This is a genomic window from Streptacidiphilus sp. EB129 (assembly GCF_041262645.1).
Lineage (GTDB): Bacteria > Actinomycetota > Actinomycetes > Streptomycetales > Streptomycetaceae > Streptacidiphilus.
In genome coordinates this window covers 19,295-38,803 of sequence record NZ_JBGCCS010000011.1, presented here as the reverse complement: position 1 = coordinate 38,803, position 19,509 = coordinate 19,295, and the positions used below count along the sequence as shown (strand labels likewise).

At 72.0% G+C, this 19,509-nt stretch carries 18 protein-coding genes; 3 read left to right on the top strand and 15 right to left on the bottom strand.

Features of this window, described 5'->3' with window-relative positions:
* Nucleotides 1-2 precede the first annotated feature (2 nt).
* The 9 genes from ABH925_RS15860 to ABH925_RS15820 are packed head-to-tail and all read right to left on the bottom strand — an operon-like array spanning nucleotide 3 to nucleotide 8,628.
* A complete protein-coding gene (locus ABH925_RS15860) occupies nucleotides 3-1,595 on the bottom strand; it encodes a NuoM family protein (protein WP_370148374.1) in 1,593 nt (530 codons plus the stop codon).
* A 52-nt stretch (nucleotides 1,596-1,647) separates the two neighbouring features.
* Nucleotides 1,648-3,738 carry an NADH-quinone oxidoreductase subunit L gene (locus ABH925_RS15855; protein WP_370148372.1) on the bottom strand — a complete coding sequence of 697 codons (2,091 nt, stop codon included), beginning with the start codon at nucleotides 3,736-3,738 and terminating at the stop codon, nucleotides 1,648-1,650.
* A complete protein-coding gene (nuoK, locus tag ABH925_RS15850) occupies nucleotides 3,735-4,205 on the bottom strand; it encodes an NADH-quinone oxidoreductase subunit NuoK (protein ID WP_370148371.1) in 471 nt (156 codons plus the stop codon). The genes ABH925_RS15855 and nuoK overlap by 4 nt, the downstream gene beginning before the upstream one ends.
* 5 nt (nucleotides 4,206-4,210) lie before the next feature.
* Nucleotides 4,211-4,780, bottom strand: coding sequence for an NADH-quinone oxidoreductase subunit J (locus ABH925_RS15845; protein WP_370148369.1), 570 nt, complete (start codon nucleotides 4,778-4,780; stop codon nucleotides 4,211-4,213).
* On the bottom strand, nucleotides 4,777-5,373 hold the full coding sequence (locus ABH925_RS15840; protein WP_370148368.1) for an NADH-quinone oxidoreductase subunit I: 597 nt from the start codon (nucleotides 5,371-5,373) through the stop codon (nucleotides 4,777-4,779). The genes ABH925_RS15845 and ABH925_RS15840 overlap by 4 nt, the downstream gene beginning before the upstream one ends.
* Nucleotides 5,374-6,336 (bottom strand): NADH-quinone oxidoreductase subunit H, encoded by a 963-nt coding sequence (locus ABH925_RS15835; protein WP_370148367.1) that lies wholly within the window; start codon nucleotides 6,334-6,336, stop codon nucleotides 5,374-5,376.
* Entirely contained in the window at nucleotides 6,333-7,532 is a 1,200-nt protein-coding gene (locus ABH925_RS15830; protein ID WP_370148365.1) for an NADH-quinone oxidoreductase subunit C, read from the bottom strand. The genes ABH925_RS15835 and ABH925_RS15830 overlap by 4 nt, the downstream gene beginning before the upstream one ends.
* A complete protein-coding gene (locus ABH925_RS15825) occupies nucleotides 7,529-8,221 on the bottom strand; it encodes an NADH-quinone oxidoreductase subunit B (protein WP_370148363.1) in 693 nt (230 codons plus the stop codon). Before ABH925_RS15825 ends, ABH925_RS15830 begins: the two co-directional genes overlap by 4 nt.
* On the bottom strand, nucleotides 8,212-8,628 hold the full coding sequence (locus ABH925_RS15820) for an NADH-quinone oxidoreductase subunit A (protein WP_370148618.1): 417 nt from the start codon (nucleotides 8,626-8,628) through the stop codon (nucleotides 8,212-8,214). Before ABH925_RS15820 ends, ABH925_RS15825 begins: the two co-directional genes overlap by 10 nt.
* 334 nt (nucleotides 8,629-8,962) lie before the next feature.
* On the opposite strand from ABH925_RS15820, the gene ABH925_RS15815 reads away from it, so the two are divergent.
* The 3 genes from ABH925_RS15815 (at nucleotide 8,963) to ABH925_RS15805 (ending at nucleotide 11,788) form a co-directional block, all read left to right on the top strand.
* Entirely contained in the window at nucleotides 8,963-10,174 is a 1,212-nt protein-coding gene (locus ABH925_RS15815; protein ID WP_370148361.1) for a sensor histidine kinase, read from the top strand.
* 189 nt (nucleotides 10,175-10,363) lie between these two features.
* Nucleotides 10,364-10,801: a hypothetical protein gene (locus ABH925_RS15810; RefSeq protein ID WP_370148359.1), complete on the top strand. Its 438-nt coding sequence runs from the start codon at nucleotides 10,364-10,366 to the stop codon at nucleotides 10,799-10,801.
* A 165-nt stretch (nucleotides 10,802-10,966) separates the two neighbouring features.
* Nucleotides 10,967-11,788, top strand: coding sequence for a sensor domain-containing protein (locus tag ABH925_RS15805; RefSeq protein ID WP_370148357.1), 822 nt, complete (start codon nucleotides 10,967-10,969; stop codon nucleotides 11,786-11,788).
* Between the two features lie 73 nt (nucleotides 11,789-11,861).
* Here ABH925_RS15805 and ABH925_RS15800 read toward each other — a convergent pair whose 3' ends face one another.
* The 6 genes from ABH925_RS15800 to ABH925_RS15775 all read right to left on the bottom strand — a co-directional run bounded on the left by ABH925_RS15800 (nucleotide 11,862) and on the right by ABH925_RS15775 (nucleotide 19,478).
* A complete protein-coding gene (locus tag ABH925_RS15800) occupies nucleotides 11,862-13,601 on the bottom strand; it encodes an amidohydrolase family protein (protein ID WP_370148356.1) in 1,740 nt (579 codons plus the stop codon).
* Nucleotides 13,602-13,808: 207 nt separating this feature from the next.
* Complete coding sequence (locus tag ABH925_RS15795) at nucleotides 13,809-14,939, bottom strand: LLM class flavin-dependent oxidoreductase (RefSeq protein WP_370148354.1); 1,131 nt, start codon at nucleotides 14,937-14,939, stop codon at nucleotides 13,809-13,811.
* A 158-nt stretch (nucleotides 14,940-15,097) separates the two neighbouring features.
* Nucleotides 15,098-15,943, bottom strand: a complete 846-nt coding sequence (locus ABH925_RS15790) for an SDR family NAD(P)-dependent oxidoreductase (protein WP_370148353.1) — start codon at nucleotides 15,941-15,943, stop codon at nucleotides 15,098-15,100.
* Nucleotides 15,944-16,035: 92 nt separating this feature from the next.
* Nucleotides 16,036-16,959 carry a TIGR03619 family F420-dependent LLM class oxidoreductase gene (locus ABH925_RS15785; protein WP_370148351.1) on the bottom strand — a complete coding sequence of 308 codons (924 nt, stop codon included), beginning with the start codon at nucleotides 16,957-16,959 and terminating at the stop codon, nucleotides 16,036-16,038.
* A complete protein-coding gene (locus ABH925_RS15780; protein WP_370148349.1) occupies nucleotides 16,952-18,184 on the bottom strand; it encodes an amidohydrolase family protein in 1,233 nt (410 codons plus the stop codon). Before ABH925_RS15780 ends, ABH925_RS15785 begins: the two co-directional genes overlap by 8 nt.
* 205 nt (nucleotides 18,185-18,389) lie before the next feature.
* Nucleotides 18,390-19,478, bottom strand: a complete 1,089-nt coding sequence (locus ABH925_RS15775) for a S1C family serine protease (protein WP_370148347.1) — start codon at nucleotides 19,476-19,478, stop codon at nucleotides 18,390-18,392.
* Nucleotides 19,479-19,509: the final 31 nt, after the last annotated feature.

Here is a 19,509-nt window from a genome sequence, read left to right as displayed (position 1 = left end):
GCTCAGCTGCCTCCAAGGAGTGCCGTGACCGCCGGGTTGCTGAGGCCGAGGAGCACGGCCGGCCAGAGCCCGGTGATCAGGGTGAGGGCGACGAGCGGGGTCCAGGCGGCGACTTCGTAGCTCTGGACGTCCGCGAAGGAAGGACGGAGGGCGGGGGTGGCGCCGACCGGCGCCGGGGTTCCGGCGGGGTCGCCCATGCAGACCCGGCGGACGACGCTGAGCAGGTAGCCGGCCGTGAGCAGGGTGCCGAGGCCGGCCAGGGCCATGAAGACCAGGAACGCGGGGCGGGAGAGTCCCGCCGCGGGCTGGAAGGAGCCGAACATGGCGAGGAGTTCTCCCCAGAACCCGGCCAGGCCGGGCAGGCCGAGGCTGGCGACGGCGGCGAAGGCGAGCAGACCGCCGAGCCGGGGCGCGCGCCCGTACAGGGCTGCGCCGGTGCCGCCGGTGGTGGCGGTGAGACGGTCCAGATCGGCCGTGCCGTAGCGGTCCTTGACCGCGCCGACCAGGAAGAAGAGCAGGCCGGTGATCAGGCCGTGGGCGACGTTGGCAAACAACGCCCCGTTGACCCCGGTGGGCGTGAGCGTGGCGATGCCGAGCAGGACGAAGCCCATGTGCCCGACGGAGGAGTAGGCGATCAGACGCTTGAGGTCGCCCTTGGCTCCGGGCCGCACCAGGGCGAGGCAGGCAAGGGATCCGTAGAGGATGCCGACCACCGCGAAGGCGGCCAGGTACGGCGCGAGCGTGGTCATGCCCTGAGGGGCCGACGGGAGCAGCACCCGGACGAACCCGTAGGTCCCCATCTTCAGCAGGACGCCGGCCAGCAGCACGGATCCGGTGGTCGGCGCCGCAGTGTGGGCGTCCGGCAGCCAGCTGTGGAAGGGCCACATCGGCGCCTTGACGGCGAGTCCGAGGCCGATGGCGAGGACCACCAGGATCTGGGTGGTGTGTGAGAGTCCGTTGCCGTGCCGCTGCGCGAGGACGGTCATGTCGAAGGTGCCGGCCTTGAGGCCGAGCAGCAGGAAGCCCAGCAGCATGACCGCCGAGCCGAGCAGCGTGTAGAGGATGAAGCGGGTGGCCGCCGGGCCCCGGTTGGCGCCGCCCCAGCGGGCGATCAGGAAGTACATCGGGACCAGCACGACCTCGAACGCCAGGAAGAACAGCAGCAGGTCGAGCACCGCGAAGGTGCCCAGCATGCCGGTCTCCAGCAGCAGCAGCAGGCCGGTGTAGGCACGCGGGCTGGGCGTGCCCGGGCCGTCCGGAAGGCGGCGCAGCGAGTAGAGCGCACAGAGAAAGGTGAGCAGTGCGGTGAGTACCAGCAACGGAAGCGAGATCCCGTCCACGCCGAGGTGCAGCCGCACCCCGAGCGCGGGGATCCACGCCACGTCGGTGACGGCCTGCATCCGGGCCGAGTGGCCGCGGTCGAAGCCGGCCGCGAGCACGACTGCCAGGATCAGCGCCGCGCCGCTGACCACGGCACCGAAGCCGAGAGCACGGCGCCCGGCGGTGTGCTCGTCGGCGCCGAAGAGGGCCGGGACCAGGGTGGCCGCCGAGCCGAGCAGCGGCAGCAGGAGCAGGGCGATCAGGACGGCGTTCATCCGGCGGCTGCCAATCTGCGCGAACGGTGAGGGGGCGTCGGCTGAGTGGTGGTCACTGGGCCACCGCCACCACGACGGCGAGCACGACGGCACCCGCGAGCAGAGCGCTCAGATAGGTCTGGGCGTTGCCGTTCTGGGCCCGGCGGACCGCCGCGCCCAGCAGCCGCGGTGCCCCGGTGGCCCCGGCCAGGTAGGTCTCGATGACCTCACGGTCGAGGAACCGGACCAGGCTCGCCGCCGCCAGCACGGGGCGGACGAACACGGCGTAGTAGAGGCGGTCCAGGCCGAAGCCGTGGCCGGCCGGGCCGAGCAGCGGGCCGAGGAGCAGCCGGGCCGGGTCCGGCGCGTGGGCGGCGGTGGCGGTGCGAGCGGCGGCGTCGGCATCCGCGAGGGCCTGGTCCAGCGTGCGGCCGGGGACGGTGGCGAGGTCGGCGCTGATCTGCGCGGGCTCGGCGAGGGTGCCGACCGGCCGGGTCGACTCGTCGAGCTCATGGGCCGCGAGGGCCGGTGCGGCGGTCGCCGCGTCGTGGACCAGCGCGGTGGCGCGCCGCCAGGCGGCGTAGGAGATCAGCACACCGGCCAGGGCGGTGCCGGTACCGAGGATCGCGGTGGTGCCGGAGGGCGTGAGCGAGGTCCCGTCGAGGAAGGAAGGCAGCCAGGAGGTGCGCAGACCGACCAGGCCGAGGGCGACGGCGGGGATGGCGAGCAGCCACAACGGCCAGCGCATGGCGGGCGGCTCGTCCGTGGCATGTGCCGGCGCGGCGCTGCCGGCCGCCAGCGGGGCGCGGAAGGCGAGCAGCCACAGCCGGGTGGCGTACATGGCGGTGAGCAGCGCGGTGAGCAGCCCGGCCACCAGGACCAGCCAGCCGACGGCGCTGGGGACGGCACCGGCGGGGCCGAGACCGCCGGTGAGGGCGTCGCCGTTCGCGGCGTGCTCGGCGGCGGTGAGCACCGAGTCCTTGCTGAAGAACCCGGCGAAGGGCGGGATCCCGGCCAGAGCGAGCAGACCGACGGTCATCGTCCAGTACGCGTCCGGCACCCGGCGCCGCAGGTCGCCCATCCTGGACATGGCGGTGAGCGAGTTGGTGTGTGTGGCGTGGATGACGACACCCGCGGCCAGGAACAGCAGCGCCTTGAACGCGCCGTGGGTGAGCAGGTGGAAGACGGCGGCGTCACGGTCGCCGGTGGCGAGGGCCCCGGCCATGTAGCCGAGCTGGCCGACGGTGGAGTAGGCGAGGACGCGCTTGATGTCGTCCTGGGCCAGGGCGCAGAGCGCGGATCCGACCATGGTGACGGCGGCCATCACGCCGAGGACGACCAGGGCGGCCGAGGAGAGCAGGAAGACCGGGAGCAGCCGGGCCACCAGGTAGATGCCGGCGGCGACCATGGTCGCGGCGTGGATCAGCGCGGACACCGGGGTGGGGCCGGCCATCGCGTCCGGCAGCCAGGTGTGCAGCGGGAACTGCGCGGACTTGCCGGCGACGCCGCAGAGCAGCAGCAGTGCGATCAGCGTGGGGTGGTGCAGTTGCCCGCCGGCGGCGGCGCTCAGCACGCCGCTGATCCGGAAGGTGCCGGCGTCGGCGCCGAGCAGGAAGATCCCGAACAGGAAGGGGACGTCGCCGAGCTTGGTGACCAGGAAGGCCTTGAGCGAGGCGGAGCGGGCGTCGTCCTTCTCCCAGTGGTGGCCGACCAGGAAGTACGAGCAGATGCCCATCACCTCCCAGCCGACCAGCAGCACGATCAGGTCGCCCGAGTAGAGGACCAGCAGCATCGCCGAGGTGAACAGCGAGACCAGCGCGGCGTAGGAGGGGTACCGCGGGTCGTCGCGGAGATACGAGGTGGAGTAGATCTGCACGCAGGCCGCGACCACGCCGACCAGCACGGCGAGCAGCGTGGCGAAGCCGTCGAGGTGCAGCGCCAGGTCGATGGGGACGCTGCCGGTCGGCGTCAGCCGGGTGGCCGCGTCGAGGTGACGTCCGGTGCCGAGGCTGCAGACCACCGCGATGGCCAGCCCCGCCGAGGCGAGGGTGGGCAGCACCGCGAGCGGGCGGACCAGGCCGGGGGCGCGGCGGCCTGCTGCGAGTCCGGCGAAGGCGCCCAGGAAGGGGAGCAGCGGGACGAGCACCGCCAGGGCGAGGGTCATGCGACGGTGGCCTTCCCCTGGGAATCGGCGGATGCGGGACGGGACGGACCGGACGGACTGTCGGCACCGGGGGCGGTACCGGCGCCGCCGTCGGGACCGCTGCTGTCGGAACCGCTGCCGTCGAGACCGGTGTCGCCGCCTTCGGCGCCGGGGCTGCCGGGCTGGTCGGAGAGCGCGCGCAGTCGGTCGATGTCGGCCGTGCCCTGGGTGCGGAAGACCATGAGGACGATGGCCAGGCCGAGGCCGATCTCGGCGGCGGCGATGGTGATGGTGAAGAGGGTGAGCGCCTGGCCGCCGTGCAGGGCGTCGCGCAGCCAGACGTCGAAGGCCACCAGGTTGAGGTTGACGGCGTTGAGCATCAGCTCGACGGACATCAGCACCAGGATCGCGTTCCGGCGGGCGAGCACCCCGTAGAGGCCGACGCAGAACAGCAGGGCCGCGAGGACGGCGGGATAGGCGAGATGCATCCGGGTCAGCTCTCCTCTCGGTGACGGCGCGAGATGATGACGGCTCCGACGAGGGCGGCCAGCAGCAGCACGGACAGCGCCTCGAAGGGGAGCACCCAGTAGCGGAAGAGGCTGGTGCCGTTGGCCGCGGTGCTGCCGTTGCCGGCGTCGAGGCTCATCCAGGTGGTCCTGAAAGCGTCGACGACCAGGGTGACCAGGGTCCCGGCGGCTGCCACCGCCACAGCGAGGGCGATCCACCGGTTCCCGGAGTCGGCGTCGGGAGACACCCCGATGGGGGCCTTGGTGAGCATCAGCCCGAAGAGCACCAGGACCACGACCGAGCCGAGGTAGATCAGCACCTGCACCCAGGCGATGAACTCGGCCGTGAGCAGCAGGTACTCGATGGCGAGGCCGCCCAGCGCGACCACCAGCCAGAGCGCGGCGTGGACCAGCTGCCGGGTGGTGACGGTGAGCAGGGCCGCGCCGAGGACGGCTAGGCCGACCAGGACGAAGACGATCTCGGCGCCGGAGGGCGAGAGGAAGGAGTGTCCCGCCGAGGAGAGCGGCGGGACGGCGAGGAGGGCGGCGGCGGTCACGACGCGGGCTCCTCTCCGGTCGGCTGTGCCGTCTGGGCCGCCTGGGCTGACTCAGCTGCCTCGGCTGCCTGGGCCGCGGCGAGTTTGGCGGCGCCCTTCTGGGCGGCGGCGATCTCCTTGGGGTCCTCGGCGCCCGGATCCAGCGCCGGCGGCGGCGGGACGGTCCACATCCAGTCGCGGAGCCGGTCCCGCTCGTGGGTGAGGTCGAGGATGTCGGTCTCCGCGTACTCGAACTCGGGCGACCAGAACAGCGCGTCGAAGGGGCACACCTCGATGCAGATACCGCAGTACATGCAGAGCGAGAAGTCGATCGCGAAGCGGTCCAGCACGTTGCGGGTGCGGGCGCGCGCGTTGGGCTCGACGGCGGGCAGCGTCTCCTTGTGGGAGTCGATGTAGATGCACCAGTCCGGGCACTCACGGGCGCAGAGCATGCAGACCGTGCAGTTCTCCTCCAGCAGTGCGATGACGCCGCGGGAACGCGGCGGCAGCTCCGGCTGGGCGTCCGGGTACTGCTGGGTGACCGTGCGCCGGGTCATCGTCCGCAGGGTGACGGCGAGGCCCTTGGCCAGGCCTCGACCAGGAAGAGCGGGCATTTAGGAGATCACCACCTTGACGATGCCGGTGAGGGCGAGCTGGGCGAGGGACAGCGGGATCAGGACGGTCCAGGCGAAGCGCATCAGCTGGTCCTCGCGCAGCCGGGGGTAGGTGACCCGGACCCAGATCACCACGAAGGCGAGGACGAAGGTCTTCAGCAGGGTCCACAGCCAGCCCAGGCCCGCCGCGAAGGGGCCGTGCCAGCCGCCGAGGAAGAGGACGGAGGTGAGCGCGCAGAGCACGAGGATGCCCGCGTACTCGGAGAGCAGGAAGAACGCGAAGCGCAGGCCGGTGTACTCGGTGTAGGCGCCGAAGATGATCTCGGAGTCGGCCACCGGCATGTCGAACGGCGGGCGTTGCAGCTCGGCCAGCCCGGCCGTGAAGAACACGAACCCGCCGACGATCTGCCACGGCACCCACCACCAGTGGAAGGCCCCGAGGATCCCGGTCAGCGACACGGTCCCGGCAGCCATCGCCACGGAGGCGGCGGCGAGCAGCATCGGCAGCTCGTACGCCATCAGCTGGGCGGCGGTACGGATTCCGCCCAGCAGGGAGAACTTGTTGGCCGAGGCCCAGCCCGCCATGAGCGAGCCGAGCACGCCGATGCCCATCACTGCGAGCACGAAGAACAGCCCGGCGTCGAGGGTCTGCCCGACGAAACCACCCGGACCGACCGGGATGACGATCAGCACCAGGAGGTACGGGAGCAGCGCGACGGCGGGCGCCAGCTGGAAGATCCGCCGGTCCGCGCCGGCCGGCACCACGTCCTCCTTCTGCGCGAACTTCACCCCGTCCGCGACGAGCTGCGCCCAGCCGTGGAACCCACCGGCGTACATGGGACCGAGGCGGCCCTGCATATGAGCCATGGCCTTGTGCTCGGTCTGACCGATGATCAGCGGAAACGTCAGGAAGACGACCAGCGCCGCGACGCACCGCAGCAGCGCTTCAAGCGCGGTGATCATGCGTCGTCTCCTGTCGTCGGCGAGGCCTGCGGCTGCTCGGGCGCGGGCCGCGGCTGCTCGGGCGCAGGCTGCTCAGACGCGGGCGCGGCCTGCGGAGGCGCGGCCTGCGGCTGCCCGGGCGCGGGCGCGGCCTGCGGCTCGGAGTTCGGCTGCGGCTCGGCCAGGGCCTCGATCGGCGCCGGGGCGTCGGCGTCGGACGCGGGCTGCGGCTGCTCGGGTGTGGGCACGGCCTGCGGCTGCTCGGACGTGGGCTGCGGCTCGGGCGCGGCCTGCGGCTGCTCAGGCTGCGGGGGGGTGGTGGGAGCCGACTCGGGGGCGGCTGGGGTCGCGGGCTGGTGCCAGGGCGCTTCGGGGGTGCTGGCGGCTGTCGGGGCCTGGCTGGTGGAGCCTTCGCCGACGCTGCGGGTGCGGCGCGGTCGGTCCGCCCGGATCGGACGGTCGGCCGCAGCACCCCCAGCCGCCGCACCTGCGGTGGTCGTGCCCGCGGTGGTCGTACCCGCGGCCGCACCCCTGGCTGCCGCTCCCGCCGCGCGGGGGGTGCGGGCGGGGCGCTCGGCAACGGGCGGGAGCGTGCCCGCGAGCGGGCCCCACTCGTTGGGGTCCGGCACCCCCGGCGGCAGCATGCGGCGGCGCGCCGCGGTGGGGGCGCCCTCACCCACGGTGTGGTCGCTCTCCCCCGGCTCCTTCGCGCCCGGCCAGGCCTTGGCCACCCGCGCGGCCAGGACGAACTCCTTGCGGAGCGGATGCCCCTCGAAGCCGTCCGGCAGCAGCAGGGTGATCAGATGGGGGTGGCCGGGGAAGTCGATGCCGAACATCTCGTGCGTCTCGCGCTCGTGCCAGCCGGCGCCGGCGTAGAGGCCGGTCGCGGTCGGCAGTGCGGCGGCGTCGCGCGGGATCCGGGTACGCAGCAGGAGGTGGCGGAGGTCGGCGGTACCGACGGCGGCGAGGTGGACGGCGACCGTGAAGCCGTCCGCGAGCTCGTCGACGGCGCTGAGCCAGTCGAAGAAGGTGAGGCCCAGGGCGTCGCGGGCGGCGGTGAGCGCCTCGATCCAGTGCTCCGCGGGGACGTCGACCGTGAGCAGGTCGAAGGCGCTGGAGCCGGTGGCCCAAGGCCCGATGGCGGCAGCCGTCCCGGCAACCGGATCGACCGTCGCCGGCTGCTCGGGCTCGGCGGGGTGGGGCTGGTCGGGGGTCATGGGTGGGCGCCTTCCGAAGGAGCAGCGGCGGCGTCCCCGCTGACCAGGGGACGGGTGAGGGCTGCCACGGACGGAGTGCGGGGCTGGACGGGGTACTGGGCGGCCAGCGACTCCCCGGCGATCTTCTCCTGGAGCTTCAGGATCCCCTGCAGCAGGGCCTCGGGCCGGGGAGGGCAGCCGGGAACGTAGACGTCGACCGGGATGATCTGGTCGACACCCTTGGTGACGGAGTAGCTGTCCCAGTAGGGCCCGCCGGAGTTGGAGCAGGCGCCGAAGGAGATGACGTACTTGGGCTCGGGCATCTGCTCGTACAGGCGCTTGATCGCGGGGGCCATCTTGTCGGTGACCGTCCCCGAGACGATCATCAGGTCGGCCTGGCGCGGACCCGGGGCGAACGGGATGACGCCGAGCCGGATGAAGTCATGGGTGGCCATGGACGCGGCGATGAACTCGATCGCGCAGCAGGCCAGGCCGAAGTTGAAGCACCACAGGCTGTACCGGCGGCCCCAGTTCAGGACCACCTTGACCGGGTCCGGCGCCAGCCGGGCCAGCGGGCCGAGCCGACGCGGCTCCAGGCTGCCGCCGGGCCGCGCCGGGTCGGGCATGCCCAGCCCGACCGGGCCGGCGCCGAGGCTGGAGCCGTTGCCGGAACCGGAGCCGTGCGTGTGAGCGTGCTGGGTCACGTCCATTCCAGGACGCCCTTCTTCCAGGCATAGAGCAGGCCGATGGCGAGGAAGCCGATGAAGACGAACATCTCGATGAGCGTCCCCGCTCCGAACCCCGGGGCGGCGAAGACCGTGGCCCAGGGGAAGAGGTAGATGGCGTCTACCGCGAAGATCACGTAGAGGAAGGCATAGATGTAGTAGCGGATCTGGGTCTGCGCCCAGCCCTCCCCGACCGGGTCCACGCCGCACTCGTACGCCAGCAGCTTCTCCGGCGTCGGCGCGTACGGGCGGAGCAGCTGGTTCGCCCCGAAAGACACCGCGACGAACAGCACCCCGATCACGGCGAGCAGCCCCACCACCGCGTAGGCGCGGAAGTATCCCGGCTGCTGGGACGCGCCGACGGCAGCCGTGACCTGCGCGTGCCCCAGCATCTGCGCGGCCAGCGCGGACGCCGCTGACGCCTGTCCCTCCATGCCCGGTCGCCTCCGGTCCCTTCAGGCACATGAGTGCCTTTACGTATCCATGACGTTCTACACGCACGGGAGTCTAGGTCCACGGACGGGAGGTGCGTGAACTGTACCCGCTAAGCGAGATGCCGCTATCCCACTACGGGTGGGGTTATCCCCCCTCCGGGGATGCCGATGCGCCCCATCGCCCCCGGACGACCCGCTGCGGCAGGCTGGGTCCCGCAGGCCGGCTCCCACAGGCTGTATCTCGCGGAAAACAGGCCCCTGCGCCTGACCGGTGTACCCGAGGATGGACCCCATGCCACACGACAGCAGCAGCATCGTCGCGCCCGAGGCCCCGGTCCGGGCGGTACCGCGGGGCCGCCCCGCCTTCAACCGGACCATGTGGCGCGAGGTCGCGTTCCTGCTGACGAACCTGTTCCTGAGCGTCGCCGGATTCGTACTGACGGTCACCGCGCTCACGCTCGGCGCCGGGCTGGTGGTCACCATCGTCGGCTTCTGGGTGCTCGCCGGCGGCCTGTTCGCGATCCGGCGCTACGGGGCGGTGGAGCGCGCCCTGGTCCGGAAACTGCTGGACGAGGACATCCCCGAGCCGCTGCCGGTCCGCGCGACGGACGGCAAGGAGGGCGCGATGCGGCGCACCTTCGCGGTGCTCTCCGACGGGCTGGCCTGGCGTACCGCGCTCTACCTCTTCATCAAGCTGCCGTGGGGCATCCTCACCTTCACCGTCACCCTGGTCGCCCTGGTCACGCTCTGGCCGCTGCTGCCGTGGATCACCCGGGGGCTGTCGGTGGTGGACCGGGCGCTCGCCACCTCGCTGCTCTCCCCGGCCGCCCTGACCGTGCGGGTCCGCGAGCTGGAGCAGGACCGGGGCACCGTCGTCGACTCCGCCGCGGCCGACCTGCGCCGGATCGAGCGCGATCTGCACGACGGCGCGCAGGCCCGGCTGGTGGCGCTGGCCATGGACCTGGGGCTGGCCAAGGAGAAGCTGACCGAGGACCCGGAGACCGCGGCGAAGATGGTCGCGGACGCGCACGGCGAGGTGAAGCTCGCCCTGCAGGAGCTGCGCGACCTGGCCCGGGGCATCCACCCGGCGGTGCTGACCGACCGCGGCCTGGACGCCGCGCTGTCGTCGGTCGCCACCCGCTGTACCGTCCCGGGCGGGGTCCGGGTGAACGCGGACCTGCCGGGTGGTTCGGACCGGGCCTCGCGCCCGGACTCGGCGGTGGAGGGCATCGCCTACTTCACCGTCAGCGAGCTGCTCACCAACATCTCCAAGCACGCGGGCGCCCGTACCGCGACGGTCGACGCCTGGCGCTCCGGCGAGAAGCTGATGTTGCAGGTCCGGGACGACGGCAACGGCGGCGCGGTGGAGAACCCGGGAGGCGGGCTGGCCGGGCTCGCCGAGCGGATCCGGGCCGTGGACGGGGTGTTCGTGGTCGAAAGCCCGGTCGGTGGGCCGACTGTCGTCACCGTCGAGCTGCCCTGGCGCACCCGCACCCGGGGCTAGCGGGGACGGCCCCGCCGAAGCAGGGCAGGCGGGGCAAACAGGACGGAGGCGGCGGGCCCGCACTGACGGATGATCACAATGCAAGATCCATCGCACAACTATTCGATCATCTGGCCCCAGAGCTGACGCGGTATCACTAGAGTTCCTCAACTGTCCAGCACTCCATCGACACGAGGAACTTCTCTCACCATGACCACACCTCCGCCCGGCATCGACGGCTACGCGAACCAGCAGTCGGACCAGCAGCCAGGCCAGCAGCCCGCTGCTCAGTACCCTGTGCCCCCGGTGCCCGCGCCCAGCAAGAAGAAGGGCTTCGGGGGCAAACTGGCGATACGCCTCGGCGTCCTCGTGCTGATCGCGGGCGGTGTGGTCGTCTACAACTACGCCAGCGGCAACCCCAGCACGGCGTCTGTCGGCGACTGCGTGCACAACAAGGGCACGGACAGCAGCCCCGACGTCTCCATCGTCGACTGCAAGGACGCCACCGCCGACTACAAGGTGCTCAAGACCCTGAGCAGCACCAACACGGACGACTGCAACAACGTGCCCGGCACCGTCGCGGCGTACACGCAGTCCGGCGGCAACGAGGGCGACACCCTGCTCTGCCTGGGCAAGAACTCCCACTGAGCCGGACGCCCCTGCGGGGGACCCCGGGGTGGGGACAACCCCACCCCGGGACACCGAGCCGCACCAGCGACTTCCCCGGCGCCACCCGGCAGGCTTGCAGCAGACCGGCGGAGACACCGAACGGCCACCCAAGCGGTGAACTGCGTGGACAGGGGAACGGACATCATGAGCAGCACGTCGGGGAACTGGTACCTGGACCACCGGGCGGACGGCTCCGGCAGCGACTCGCCGTCCGGCACCGCGTCCGGCACCGGCTACGACCGCCAGGCGGACCGCGAGTACGACTACGACGGCTTCCCGGTCGACCGCGACCTTCGCGACCGCCGCGCGGGCGGCGGCGAGCGGCTGCCGGTGCGTCAGCCCAACTTCCTCAGTGCCCCGTTCTCCGCCAGGACCTGGCGGGAGACCCTGCACCTGGTGCTCAACCTGCCGATCGGGATCCTCACCTTCAGCTGTGCGGTGACCCTGTTCGTGGCCGGTGTGGGCACGGTGCTGACCTTCGTGGGCCTGCCGGTGCTGGCCGTGCTGATCGTGACCTGCCGGGGCTTCGGCGCGATGGAACGGGCCCGCGCGGCGTCGACGCTGGACCTGAGGGTGACAGCACCCGAGCCGTTGCGGCCCGCCCGGCCGGGGATCGGGGCCCGGCTCAGCGCCGCGCTGCTGAACGGCCCGGGCTGGCGCTCCATGCTCTACAGCGTGCTGATGCTGCCGATGGCCGTGCTCTCCTTCAGCGCGACGGTGCTCCTGTGGACCTTCGGTATCGGTTACGCCTCCTACCCGCTGTGGCAGTGGGTCTTCCCGACCTACGCCGACATGCCCGGACTGCAGCTCTACAGCCACAACGGCCACACCGTGTACCTGAGCAGCGCCCCGCAGATCGCCGGAGTGTGCCTGGCCGGGCTGCTGGTGATGTTCGTGACCCCGTGGGTGGTGCGCGCGCTGGCGAACCTGCAGCGGCTGATGGTGCGCGGACTGCTGTCCGCCTGATCCGGCCCCGACCGGCCGGGTCCGCGAACCCGGCCGGAACAGCGAACCCGCACGGGCCGCACGGGCCGCACGGTCAACGGGTGCTGACCGTACGGGTGTCGCGTCCGGAGCGCAGCACCGTGCCGGGGACGGCGCCGGTCAGCTTGTCGTCCCGGACGGTCTCGACGCCGTTGACCCGCACGCTGACGATGCCCTCGGCCCTGGAGTCCAGCCGGGGGCTGTCCCCCGGCAGGTCGTGCACCAGGGTGGCCGGTCCGGCGTCGATCCGCTCGGGGTCGAAGAGCACCAGGTCGGCGTGGTTGCCTACGGCCACCGTGCCGCGCTCGCGCAGGCCGAACAGCTCGGCGGGGTCGGCGCTGAGCATCTGCACCGCCCGCTCCAGCGGGACCAGGCGCCGCCGCCGCAGGCAGTCGCCGAGGAAGCGGGTGGTGTACGGGGCGCCGCACATCCGGTCCAGGTGCGCACCGGCGTCGGAGCCGCCGAGCATCACGTCCGGCTGCTGCCAGGTGTCGCGCCGGAGCTCCCAGCTGGCCGGGTCGTTGTCGGTCGGCATCGGCCACAGCACGGTGCGCAACTCGTCGGCGGAGCAGATCTGGACCAGCGTCGCGAAGGGGTCCTGGCCGCGTTCGGCGGCGATGTCGCGGACGACGCGACCGGTGAGCCCGGCGTTGGCGGGCGTGTAGGTGTCGCCGATGACGTAGCGGCCGAAGTCGGCGAGACGCCGGAAGACGCCCGCCTCGGGGCTGTCGGCGCGGCGCAGCAGTTCGGCGCGGACCTCCGGGTCGGCCAGCCGGGCGATCCGCTCGGGCACCGGCAGGCCCAGCACCTCGCCCCAGCCGGGGATCAGGTTGAGCGCGCAGAAGGTGCCCAGGCTCATGTTCATCGGGGTGAGGATGGGCATGGTCAGCGCGACGATCCTGGCGCCGGCGGCGCGGGCCCGGGTGGACGCCAGCAGCTGGCGCGGCACCCGGGCCGGGACGGCGGCGTCCACGGTGAGCACGTTCCAGTTGAGCGGGCGTCCGGCGACGGCGGACATCTCCACCAGCAGGTCGATCTCGGCGTCGGCGAACTGGTCCAGACAGCCGGCCACGATGGCCTCCAGCTGCGTGCCCGGGTACTCCCCCACGGCCCGGCTGAGCGCGACCAGTTCCTCGCGGGAGGCGTGCCGGGAGGCGACCGGCCTGCCGTCACCGTCCGAGTGGGTCGAGGACTGGGTGGTGGACAGGCCCCACGCGCCCTCCGCCATCGAGGCCCGCAGCAGTCCGACCATGGCGTCCAGCTGCGCGGGGGTGGCCGTGCCGCCGATCGCGTCCGGGCCCATCACATAGCGGCGCAGCGCGCAGTGGCCGACCATGAACCCGGCGTTGACCGCGACCCGTCCGTCCAGCGCGCCCAGGTACTCGCCGAAGGACGACCAGCCCCAGGGGACGCCCTCCTCCAGTGCGGCCAGGGACATCCCCTCGACCCGGCACATCATCCGGCGGGTGTAGTCGGCGTCGTCCGGTCGGGCCGGGTTGAGCGGGGCGAGGGTGAAGCCGCAGTTGCCGCCCGCGACGGTGGTGACGCCGTGCCCGAGCGACGGGGTGGCGTACGGGTCCCAGAACAGCTGGGCGTCGTAGTGGGTGTGCGGGTCGACGAAGCCGGGCGCCAGCACCAGACCGGTGACGTCCTCGGTCGAGGCCGCGGGCTCCTCGGTGGCGCCGGGGGCCGCGATGCTGACGACCCGTCCGCCGCGCAGTCCGACGTCGGCGGTACGGGCGGGGGCGCCGGTGCCGTCCACCAGCGTCGCGCCCTTGATCAGGTGGTCGAGCATGATCGCGGTCCCTTCGGCGAAGATTCAGTTGCACTCCCCAGGGGCGGGGGGGGCAGCGCGGCCCCCCCCCGACCGCGGGGGGGGGGTGGGGGCGCCCGTGCCCCCGCCCCCAGGTAGTAACGGGCTGCTCGTCTGCTCAAGGCAGTTGGCAGGGCGGGTACGGGGGGCAGGCCGCCGCCACCCCGTACCCGCCCGGTCGGTGGTCCGTCAGAGCCCTGCGGCTGCCTGACGGAAGCGGGTGGTGCGGTGCACCGGGTCGGTGTCGATCTTCGGGACGACGTGCTCGCCGATCAGCCGGATGGTGGTCGCGGTGTCCTCCGGCGAGATGCCGACCGGCAGTCCGAACACCAGCTGGTCGGCCCCGGCGGACTCCCAGCGCTTGCACTGGCCCAGCACCTCGTCCGGGTCGCCGCAGATCAGCAGCTCCTCCTGGATGAGGATGTCGACGAGTTCCTCGGTGTAGTCCGGGATCAGCTCCGGCCAGACCGGGATGCCCTCGATCCGGGGGAAGGTGTCGTGGTAGCGGAACAGCAGCGACTGGAGGTAGTTGAGGCCGCCGCGGGCGGCGATCCGGCGCGCCTCCCGGCCGCTCTCGGCGCAGATCGCGGTCGAGGTCACCATCACGTTGTCGTTCACGAACGCGCCGATGGGCTCGGCCTCGCGGATGGCGTTCTTGTAGGAGTTGACCACCCACTCCATGTCGGAGACCTTCTGGACGCTGAAGCCCAGCACGCCCAGGCCCTTGCGGGCGGCCATCTCGTAGGAGGAGGGGCTGCCCGCCGCGTACCACATGGCCGGATGGGCTCCCCCGTACGGCTTGGGGAGCACCTTGCGGGGCGGCAGCGACCAGTGCTTGCCCTGGAAGCCCTGGTACTCGTCCTGGAGCCACATCCGGGGGAACTCCGCGATGGTCTCCTCCCAGATCTCCTTGGTGCCGTTCATGTCTGTGAGCTCGGGCATGAAGCCGAGGATCTCGTGGCTGCCGGCACCGCGCCCGGAGCCGAACTCGAAGCGCCCGCCGGAGAGGTGGTCCAGCATCGCGACCCGCTCGGCCACCTTGACCGGGTGGTTCACCTTGGCCAGCGGGTTGAAGATGCCGGAGCCGAGGTGGATCCGCTCGGTGGCGTGGGTGAGGTATCCGATGACCACGTCGTTCGCGGAGAGGTGGGAGTACTCCTCCAGGAAGTGGTGCTCGGTGACCCAGGCGTACTTGAAGCCCGCCCGGTCGGCCTTGACGACGTAGTCCAGCTCCTCCATCAGGGCATGGTGCTCCGCCTGCGGGTCGACCTGGGAGCGACTCCTGGGCACATAGCCCTGGATGAAGATGCCGAACTCCATTGGGTTCACCGTCCTGTCCATGGTGTCCGCGAAAGCCGGGGCCGGGGCCGATGCCGTTTCCGTTCCGGTAATCTGACGGACCATCAGATATGCTCAGACTCTCGCAGCGGGCCGCATGCCAGTCAATACCTGATGCTCCGTCAGATATGCTCGGATGCTCAGCCGATGGACACGCCAGCCAGCCAGCCGCCGTCGGCGATGATCGGCTGACCGGTGATGTAGGAGGAGTCCTCACCGGTCAGGAAGAGCGCCAGTTTCGCGATCTCCTCCGGCCTCCCGATCCGCCCCAGCGGGACCGCCTTGGCATACAGCTCCGCCGTCGCCGCGGCGATGGCGGCGGAGTCCTCGGCACTGAGCATCGGAGCTCCGCCCGCCTCGGAGCCGCCGAAGGCGTTGGCCGGGTTGGACATCGGGGTGTCCACCGCGCCCGGGCAGATGGCGTTCACCCGGATGCCCTTGGCGGCCAGCTCCAGCGCGGCGACCCGGGTCATGCTGAGGATCGCGCCCTTGGTCGCGGCGTAGGAGGTCAGCAGCGCCATGCCGGTCTGCGCGGTGTAGGAGGCGGTGTTGACGATGGTGCCGCCGCCGGCCTCCTCGATCAGCGGGGCCGCCGCGCGCATCCCCAGGAAGCAGCCCACCTGGTTCACCCGCACCACCGTCATGAACTCCTCCAGCGGGGTGCTGACCAGCTCGTTGAAGCGCAGGATCCCGGCGTTGTTGACCAGCCCGTCGAGCCGGCCGAAGGCGGAGACGGCTGCCTCCACCGCCGCCGTCCAGTCCGACTCGCTGCTGACGTCCAGGTGCTGGTAGCGGACCCGGTCCTGGCCCAGTTGCTGCGCCAGTTCCTTGGCGAGCGCCTCGCCCTGGTCGTCCAGGACGTCCGCGAGCAACAGTCGGGCGCCCTCGGCGGCGAACAGGCGGGCCTCCTGCTCGCCCTGGCCACGGGCGGCACCGGTGATCAGGACGGTACGTCCGGCGAGTTTGCTTCCCCGGGTCTCGGACATTCGGACACTCCTCGGGTCTCAGGATTGCGGCAGGCGGAGGCGGTGCGGTGGCTCTGCGCGGGGGCGGTGCGGTGGCTGGATGTGGCAGGGGGTCAGAGCAGCGGCAGGACGTCGGTGGCCAGGGCTTCGAGCTGGTCCAGGTACTCGTCCAGGCTGCGGCTGCGCGGGCGGAGCTGCAGGTGCGTCACCCCGAGGTCGGGATACGCCCGCAGGGCCTCGGCCAGGCGGTCCGGCTTGCCGGTGAGCGTGCGCCTGCCGGTGTCCCAGCCGGGCTCGCCCACGTACACGGTGGGCGGGATGGCGTTCACCGCGAACGCGCCCTCGCGGCCGGCCCGCTCCCGGGTCTCCCGGATCAGCTCCAGTTGCGCGGGCAGCGACTCCAGGGTGTCCCCCTGCGACAGCCAGCCCTCGCCGAGGCGCGCGGCGCGGCGCACCGCCGCCGGGGAGGAGCCGCCGACCCAGATCGGCGGCCGGGGCTGCTGCACCGGGCGCGGACTGACGGCCAGCTCGCTGAACGGGAAGAGCGGCCCCTCGTGCACCGGATACTCCTCGCGCAGCGCCACGTCCAGGGCCTGGATCGTCTCGTCGAGGATCGCGCCGCGCCGGTGGAAGTCCACGCCGAGCGTCTCGAACTCCTCCTGGACGTGCCCGGCGCCCACCCCCAGCAGCAGCCGCCCGCCGCTGAGCAGGTCCAGCGTCGCGTACTGCTTCGCCGAGAGCAGCGGATGCCGCAGCGGCAGCACGGCGACGTGCGACATCAGCCGGGTCCTGGTGGTCACCGCGGCCAGGTAGCCGAGCGTGGCGACCGGGTCGTACCAGGTCGCGCCCATCGGCCCGGCCAGCCGGCGCGGGATCGCGACGTGGTCGCAGCAGGCGACGTAGCCGAAGCCGAGCCGGTCGGCGGCCTGGGCCGCCCGGGCGAGTTCGGCCGCGCCGACGCCCGGGGCGGTCTCCCACGCCTCGACGTAGATGGTGCTCTGCGACTGCACCGGCAGCTGGACACCTGTCTCAACCATGCGCGCGGGCCCCCTTCCACAGCCCCTCGGGGGTGAGGTCGAGCAGCTTGATCGCGTTGCCGCGCACCAGCTGCTCGACGGTCTCCGGCGGCAGATGCCCCATCTGCTCCTCGGCGACCTCACGGCTCCGGGGCCAGGTCGAGTCCGAGTGCGGGTAGTCGGTCTCGTAGAGGACGTTGGCCGCGCCGATCGCGTCCAGGTTGCGGACCCCGTGCGGGTCGTCGAAGAAGCAGCCGAATATGTGCTCGGCGAACAGCTCGCCGGGCCGGGTCAGCACCTTGTCGGCCACCCCGCCCCAGGCCGCGTTCTCCTCCCAGACGACGTCGGCGCGCGCCAGGATGTAGGGGATCCAGCCGATCTGCCCCTCGGCGTACATGATCTTCAGGCCCGGGAAGCGGTCGAACTTCCCCGACATCAGCCAGTCCACCATGGAGAAGCAGCAGTTGGCGAAGGTGATGGTGGAGCCGACGGCGGGCGGGGCGTCCGCCGAGGTGGACGGCATCCGCGAGGACGAACCGATGTGCATGGCGATCACCGTCCCGGTCTCCTCGCAGGCGCGGAGGAAGGGGTCCCAGCTGTCGGTGTGGATGCTGGGCAGGCCCAGGTGCGGGGGGATCTCGCTGAAGCACACCGCGCGCACGCCGCGGGCGGCGTTGCGGCGTACCTCCGCCGCCGCGAGTTCGGCGTCCCACAGCGGCACGATGGCCAGCGGGATCATCCGGCCCTGCGCCTGCGGCCCGCACCACTCCTCGACCATCCAGTCGTTGTAGGCGCGGACGCAGAGCAGGCCGAGCTCGTGGTCCTTGGCCTCGGTGAAGGTCTGGCCGCAGAAGCGGGGGAAGGTGGGGAAGCACAGCGCCGACTGGACGTGGTTGATGTCCATGTCGGCCAGCCGCTCCGGTATCGAGAACGAACCCGGGCGCATCTGCTCGTAGGTGATCGCCTCCAGCCGTACCTCCTCCCGGGGGTAGCCGACCGCGGTGTCGAGACGGGTGAGCGGACGGCGCAGGTCCTCGTACACCCACCAGTCGGCGATCGGCCCGTCGCTGCCGGGCTCCCCCATTCGCGGGGCGAACCGCCCCCCGACGAAGGTCATCTCGGCGAGCGGGGCACGGACGATACGGGGGCCGGCATCCCGGTACTTGGCCGGCAGCCGGTCCAGCCAGACGTTGGGCGGCTCGACGGTGTGGTCGTCGACCGAAATGATCCAGGGGAAGCTCTCCATGACGGTCAGGCTAGCGCCGATCTGACGATCCGTCAGGAGTTGTGTCAGCGGTCTCTCGCGCGGAACGGAGGCGCGGGGCGGGCGCGCGGTGGGGCGCAGTGGGGGGCGGAAGCGCCTCGCTGGTCCGCAGGGCAGCGAGGCGCTTCCCCTCCCCGGCACCGACAGGCAGCGCGACGCGGGGAGGCGGGGAGACGGGTCGGCAGGCTCAGAGCGTGCCGAGCGTCACCGTCGTGGTCTTGGTACTCCCGTCGCGCACATAGGTGATGGAGACCTTCTGCCCGGGCTGCAGCCCCGCCAGCGTGTCGCTCAGATCGGCGGAGCTGGAGACGGTGGCGTCACCGATCCTGGTGATCACGTCCCCCGGCTGGAGCCCGGCCTGCGCGGCGGGCCCGCCACTGATCACCGACACCACGCCGGCCCCGGTGGTGGTGTCCCCGGCGGTGGTCAGCACGGTACGGCTGGTGATGCCGAGGGCGGCCCGGCCGGAGTTGATGACCTTGCCGTCCTTGATCATCTGATCGGCGAGGCTGGTCACCGTCGAACTGGGGATGGCGAAGCCGATGCCGGGCGCCTGCCCACCGCCCTCGGCCGAGTCCGTGGCGGCGAGCGTGTTGATCCCCACCACCTGGTTCGACAGGTTCACCAGCGCGCCGCCGCTGTTGCCCGGATTGATCGCGGCCGAGGTCTGCACCATGTTGGGAATGGTCGCCCCGGGCGACTCCGCACTCGGCGGCTCCGAGACGGTGCGGCCGACCGCCGAGACGATGCCCTGGGTCACGCTGCTGGACAGCCCGAGGGGATTGCCCATGGCCAGGACGATCTGGCCCACCTCGACCTTGCCGCTGTCCGCGAAGACGGCCGGCTTGAGCGTGGACGGCGGGGAGGTCAGCTTGATCACGGCGAGGTCGTTGGTGGGGTAGGAGTAGATCAGCGTCGCGTCGAGCACAGTCGAGCTGTTGGCGAGCGTCACCTTGAAGCTGGAGGCGCCGCCGATGACGTGGGCGTTGGTGACGATGTCGCCCTTGGTGTCGTAGACGATGCCCGATCCGAGGCTGGCGCCTGCGGTGATCTGCACGACCGAGGGGAGAACACCCTTGACGGTGTTCTGATAGTCGGTCTGCAGATCATTGCTGACGCTGGGCGCGGGAGCAGCCGAACCACCGCTGGTACTCCCCGAGGCGGCCGCGCCACCGCTGCAGCCCGCTGCGGCCAGCACCATCAGCCCGCCCACCGCGACGGCGACGGGCACCCGACGGGCGCGACGGAGGGGGCGGGGTGTGCCTGCACTCTGCATGGGGCGCGCCCTTCGTCTCTGCCCGCGGCTC

Bases quoted from the DNA above. Each gene is read 5' to 3' on its own strand.
- ABH925_RS15860 (WP_370148374.1), bottom strand. From the start codon at position 1,595: ATGAACGCCGTCCTGATCGCCCTGCTCCTGCTGCCGCTGCTCGGCTCG.
- ABH925_RS15855 (WP_370148372.1), bottom strand. From the start codon at position 3,738: ATGACCCTCGCCCTGGCGGTGCTCGTCCCGCTGCTCCCCTTCCTGGGC.
- nuoK (WP_370148371.1), bottom strand. From the start codon at position 4,205: ATGCATCTCGCCTATCCCGCCGTCCTCGCGGCCCTGCTGTTCTGCGTC.
- ABH925_RS15840 (WP_370148368.1), bottom strand. From the start codon at position 5,373: ATGCCCGCTCTTCCTGGTCGAGGCCTGGCCAAGGGCCTCGCCGTCACC.
- ABH925_RS15835 (WP_370148367.1), bottom strand. From the start codon at position 6,336: ATGATCACCGCGCTTGAAGCGCTGCTGCGGTGCGTCGCGGCGCTGGTC.
- ABH925_RS15830 (WP_370148365.1), bottom strand. From the start codon at position 7,532: ATGACCCCCGACCAGCCCCACCCCGCCGAGCCCGAGCAGCCGGCGACG.
- ABH925_RS15825 (WP_370148363.1), bottom strand. From the start codon at position 8,221: ATGGACGTGACCCAGCACGCTCACACGCACGGCTCCGGTTCCGGCAAC.
- ABH925_RS15820 (WP_370148618.1), bottom strand. From the start codon at position 8,628: ATGCTGGGGCACGCGCAGGTCACGGCTGCCGTCGGCGCGTCCCAGCAG.
- ABH925_RS15815 (WP_370148361.1), top strand. From the start codon at position 8,963: ATGCCACACGACAGCAGCAGCATCGTCGCGCCCGAGGCCCCGGTCCGG.
- ABH925_RS15810 (WP_370148359.1), top strand. From the start codon at position 10,364: ATGACCACACCTCCGCCCGGCATCGACGGCTACGCGAACCAGCAGTCG.
- ABH925_RS15805 (WP_370148357.1), top strand. From the start codon at position 10,967: ATGAGCAGCACGTCGGGGAACTGGTACCTGGACCACCGGGCGGACGGC.
- ABH925_RS15800 (WP_370148356.1), bottom strand. From the start codon at position 13,601: ATGCTCGACCACCTGATCAAGGGCGCGACGCTGGTGGACGGCACCGGC.
- ABH925_RS15795 (WP_370148354.1), bottom strand. From the start codon at position 14,939: ATGGAGTTCGGCATCTTCATCCAGGGCTATGTGCCCAGGAGTCGCTCC.
- ABH925_RS15790 (WP_370148353.1), bottom strand. From the start codon at position 15,943: ATGTCCGAGACCCGGGGAAGCAAACTCGCCGGACGTACCGTCCTGATC.
- ABH925_RS15785 (WP_370148351.1), bottom strand. From the start codon at position 16,959: ATGGTTGAGACAGGTGTCCAGCTGCCGGTGCAGTCGCAGAGCACCATC.
- ABH925_RS15780 (WP_370148349.1), bottom strand. From the start codon at position 18,184: ATGGAGAGCTTCCCCTGGATCATTTCGGTCGACGACCACACCGTCGAG.
- ABH925_RS15775 (WP_370148347.1), bottom strand. From the start codon at position 19,478: ATGCAGAGTGCAGGCACACCCCGCCCCCTCCGTCGCGCCCGTCGGGTG.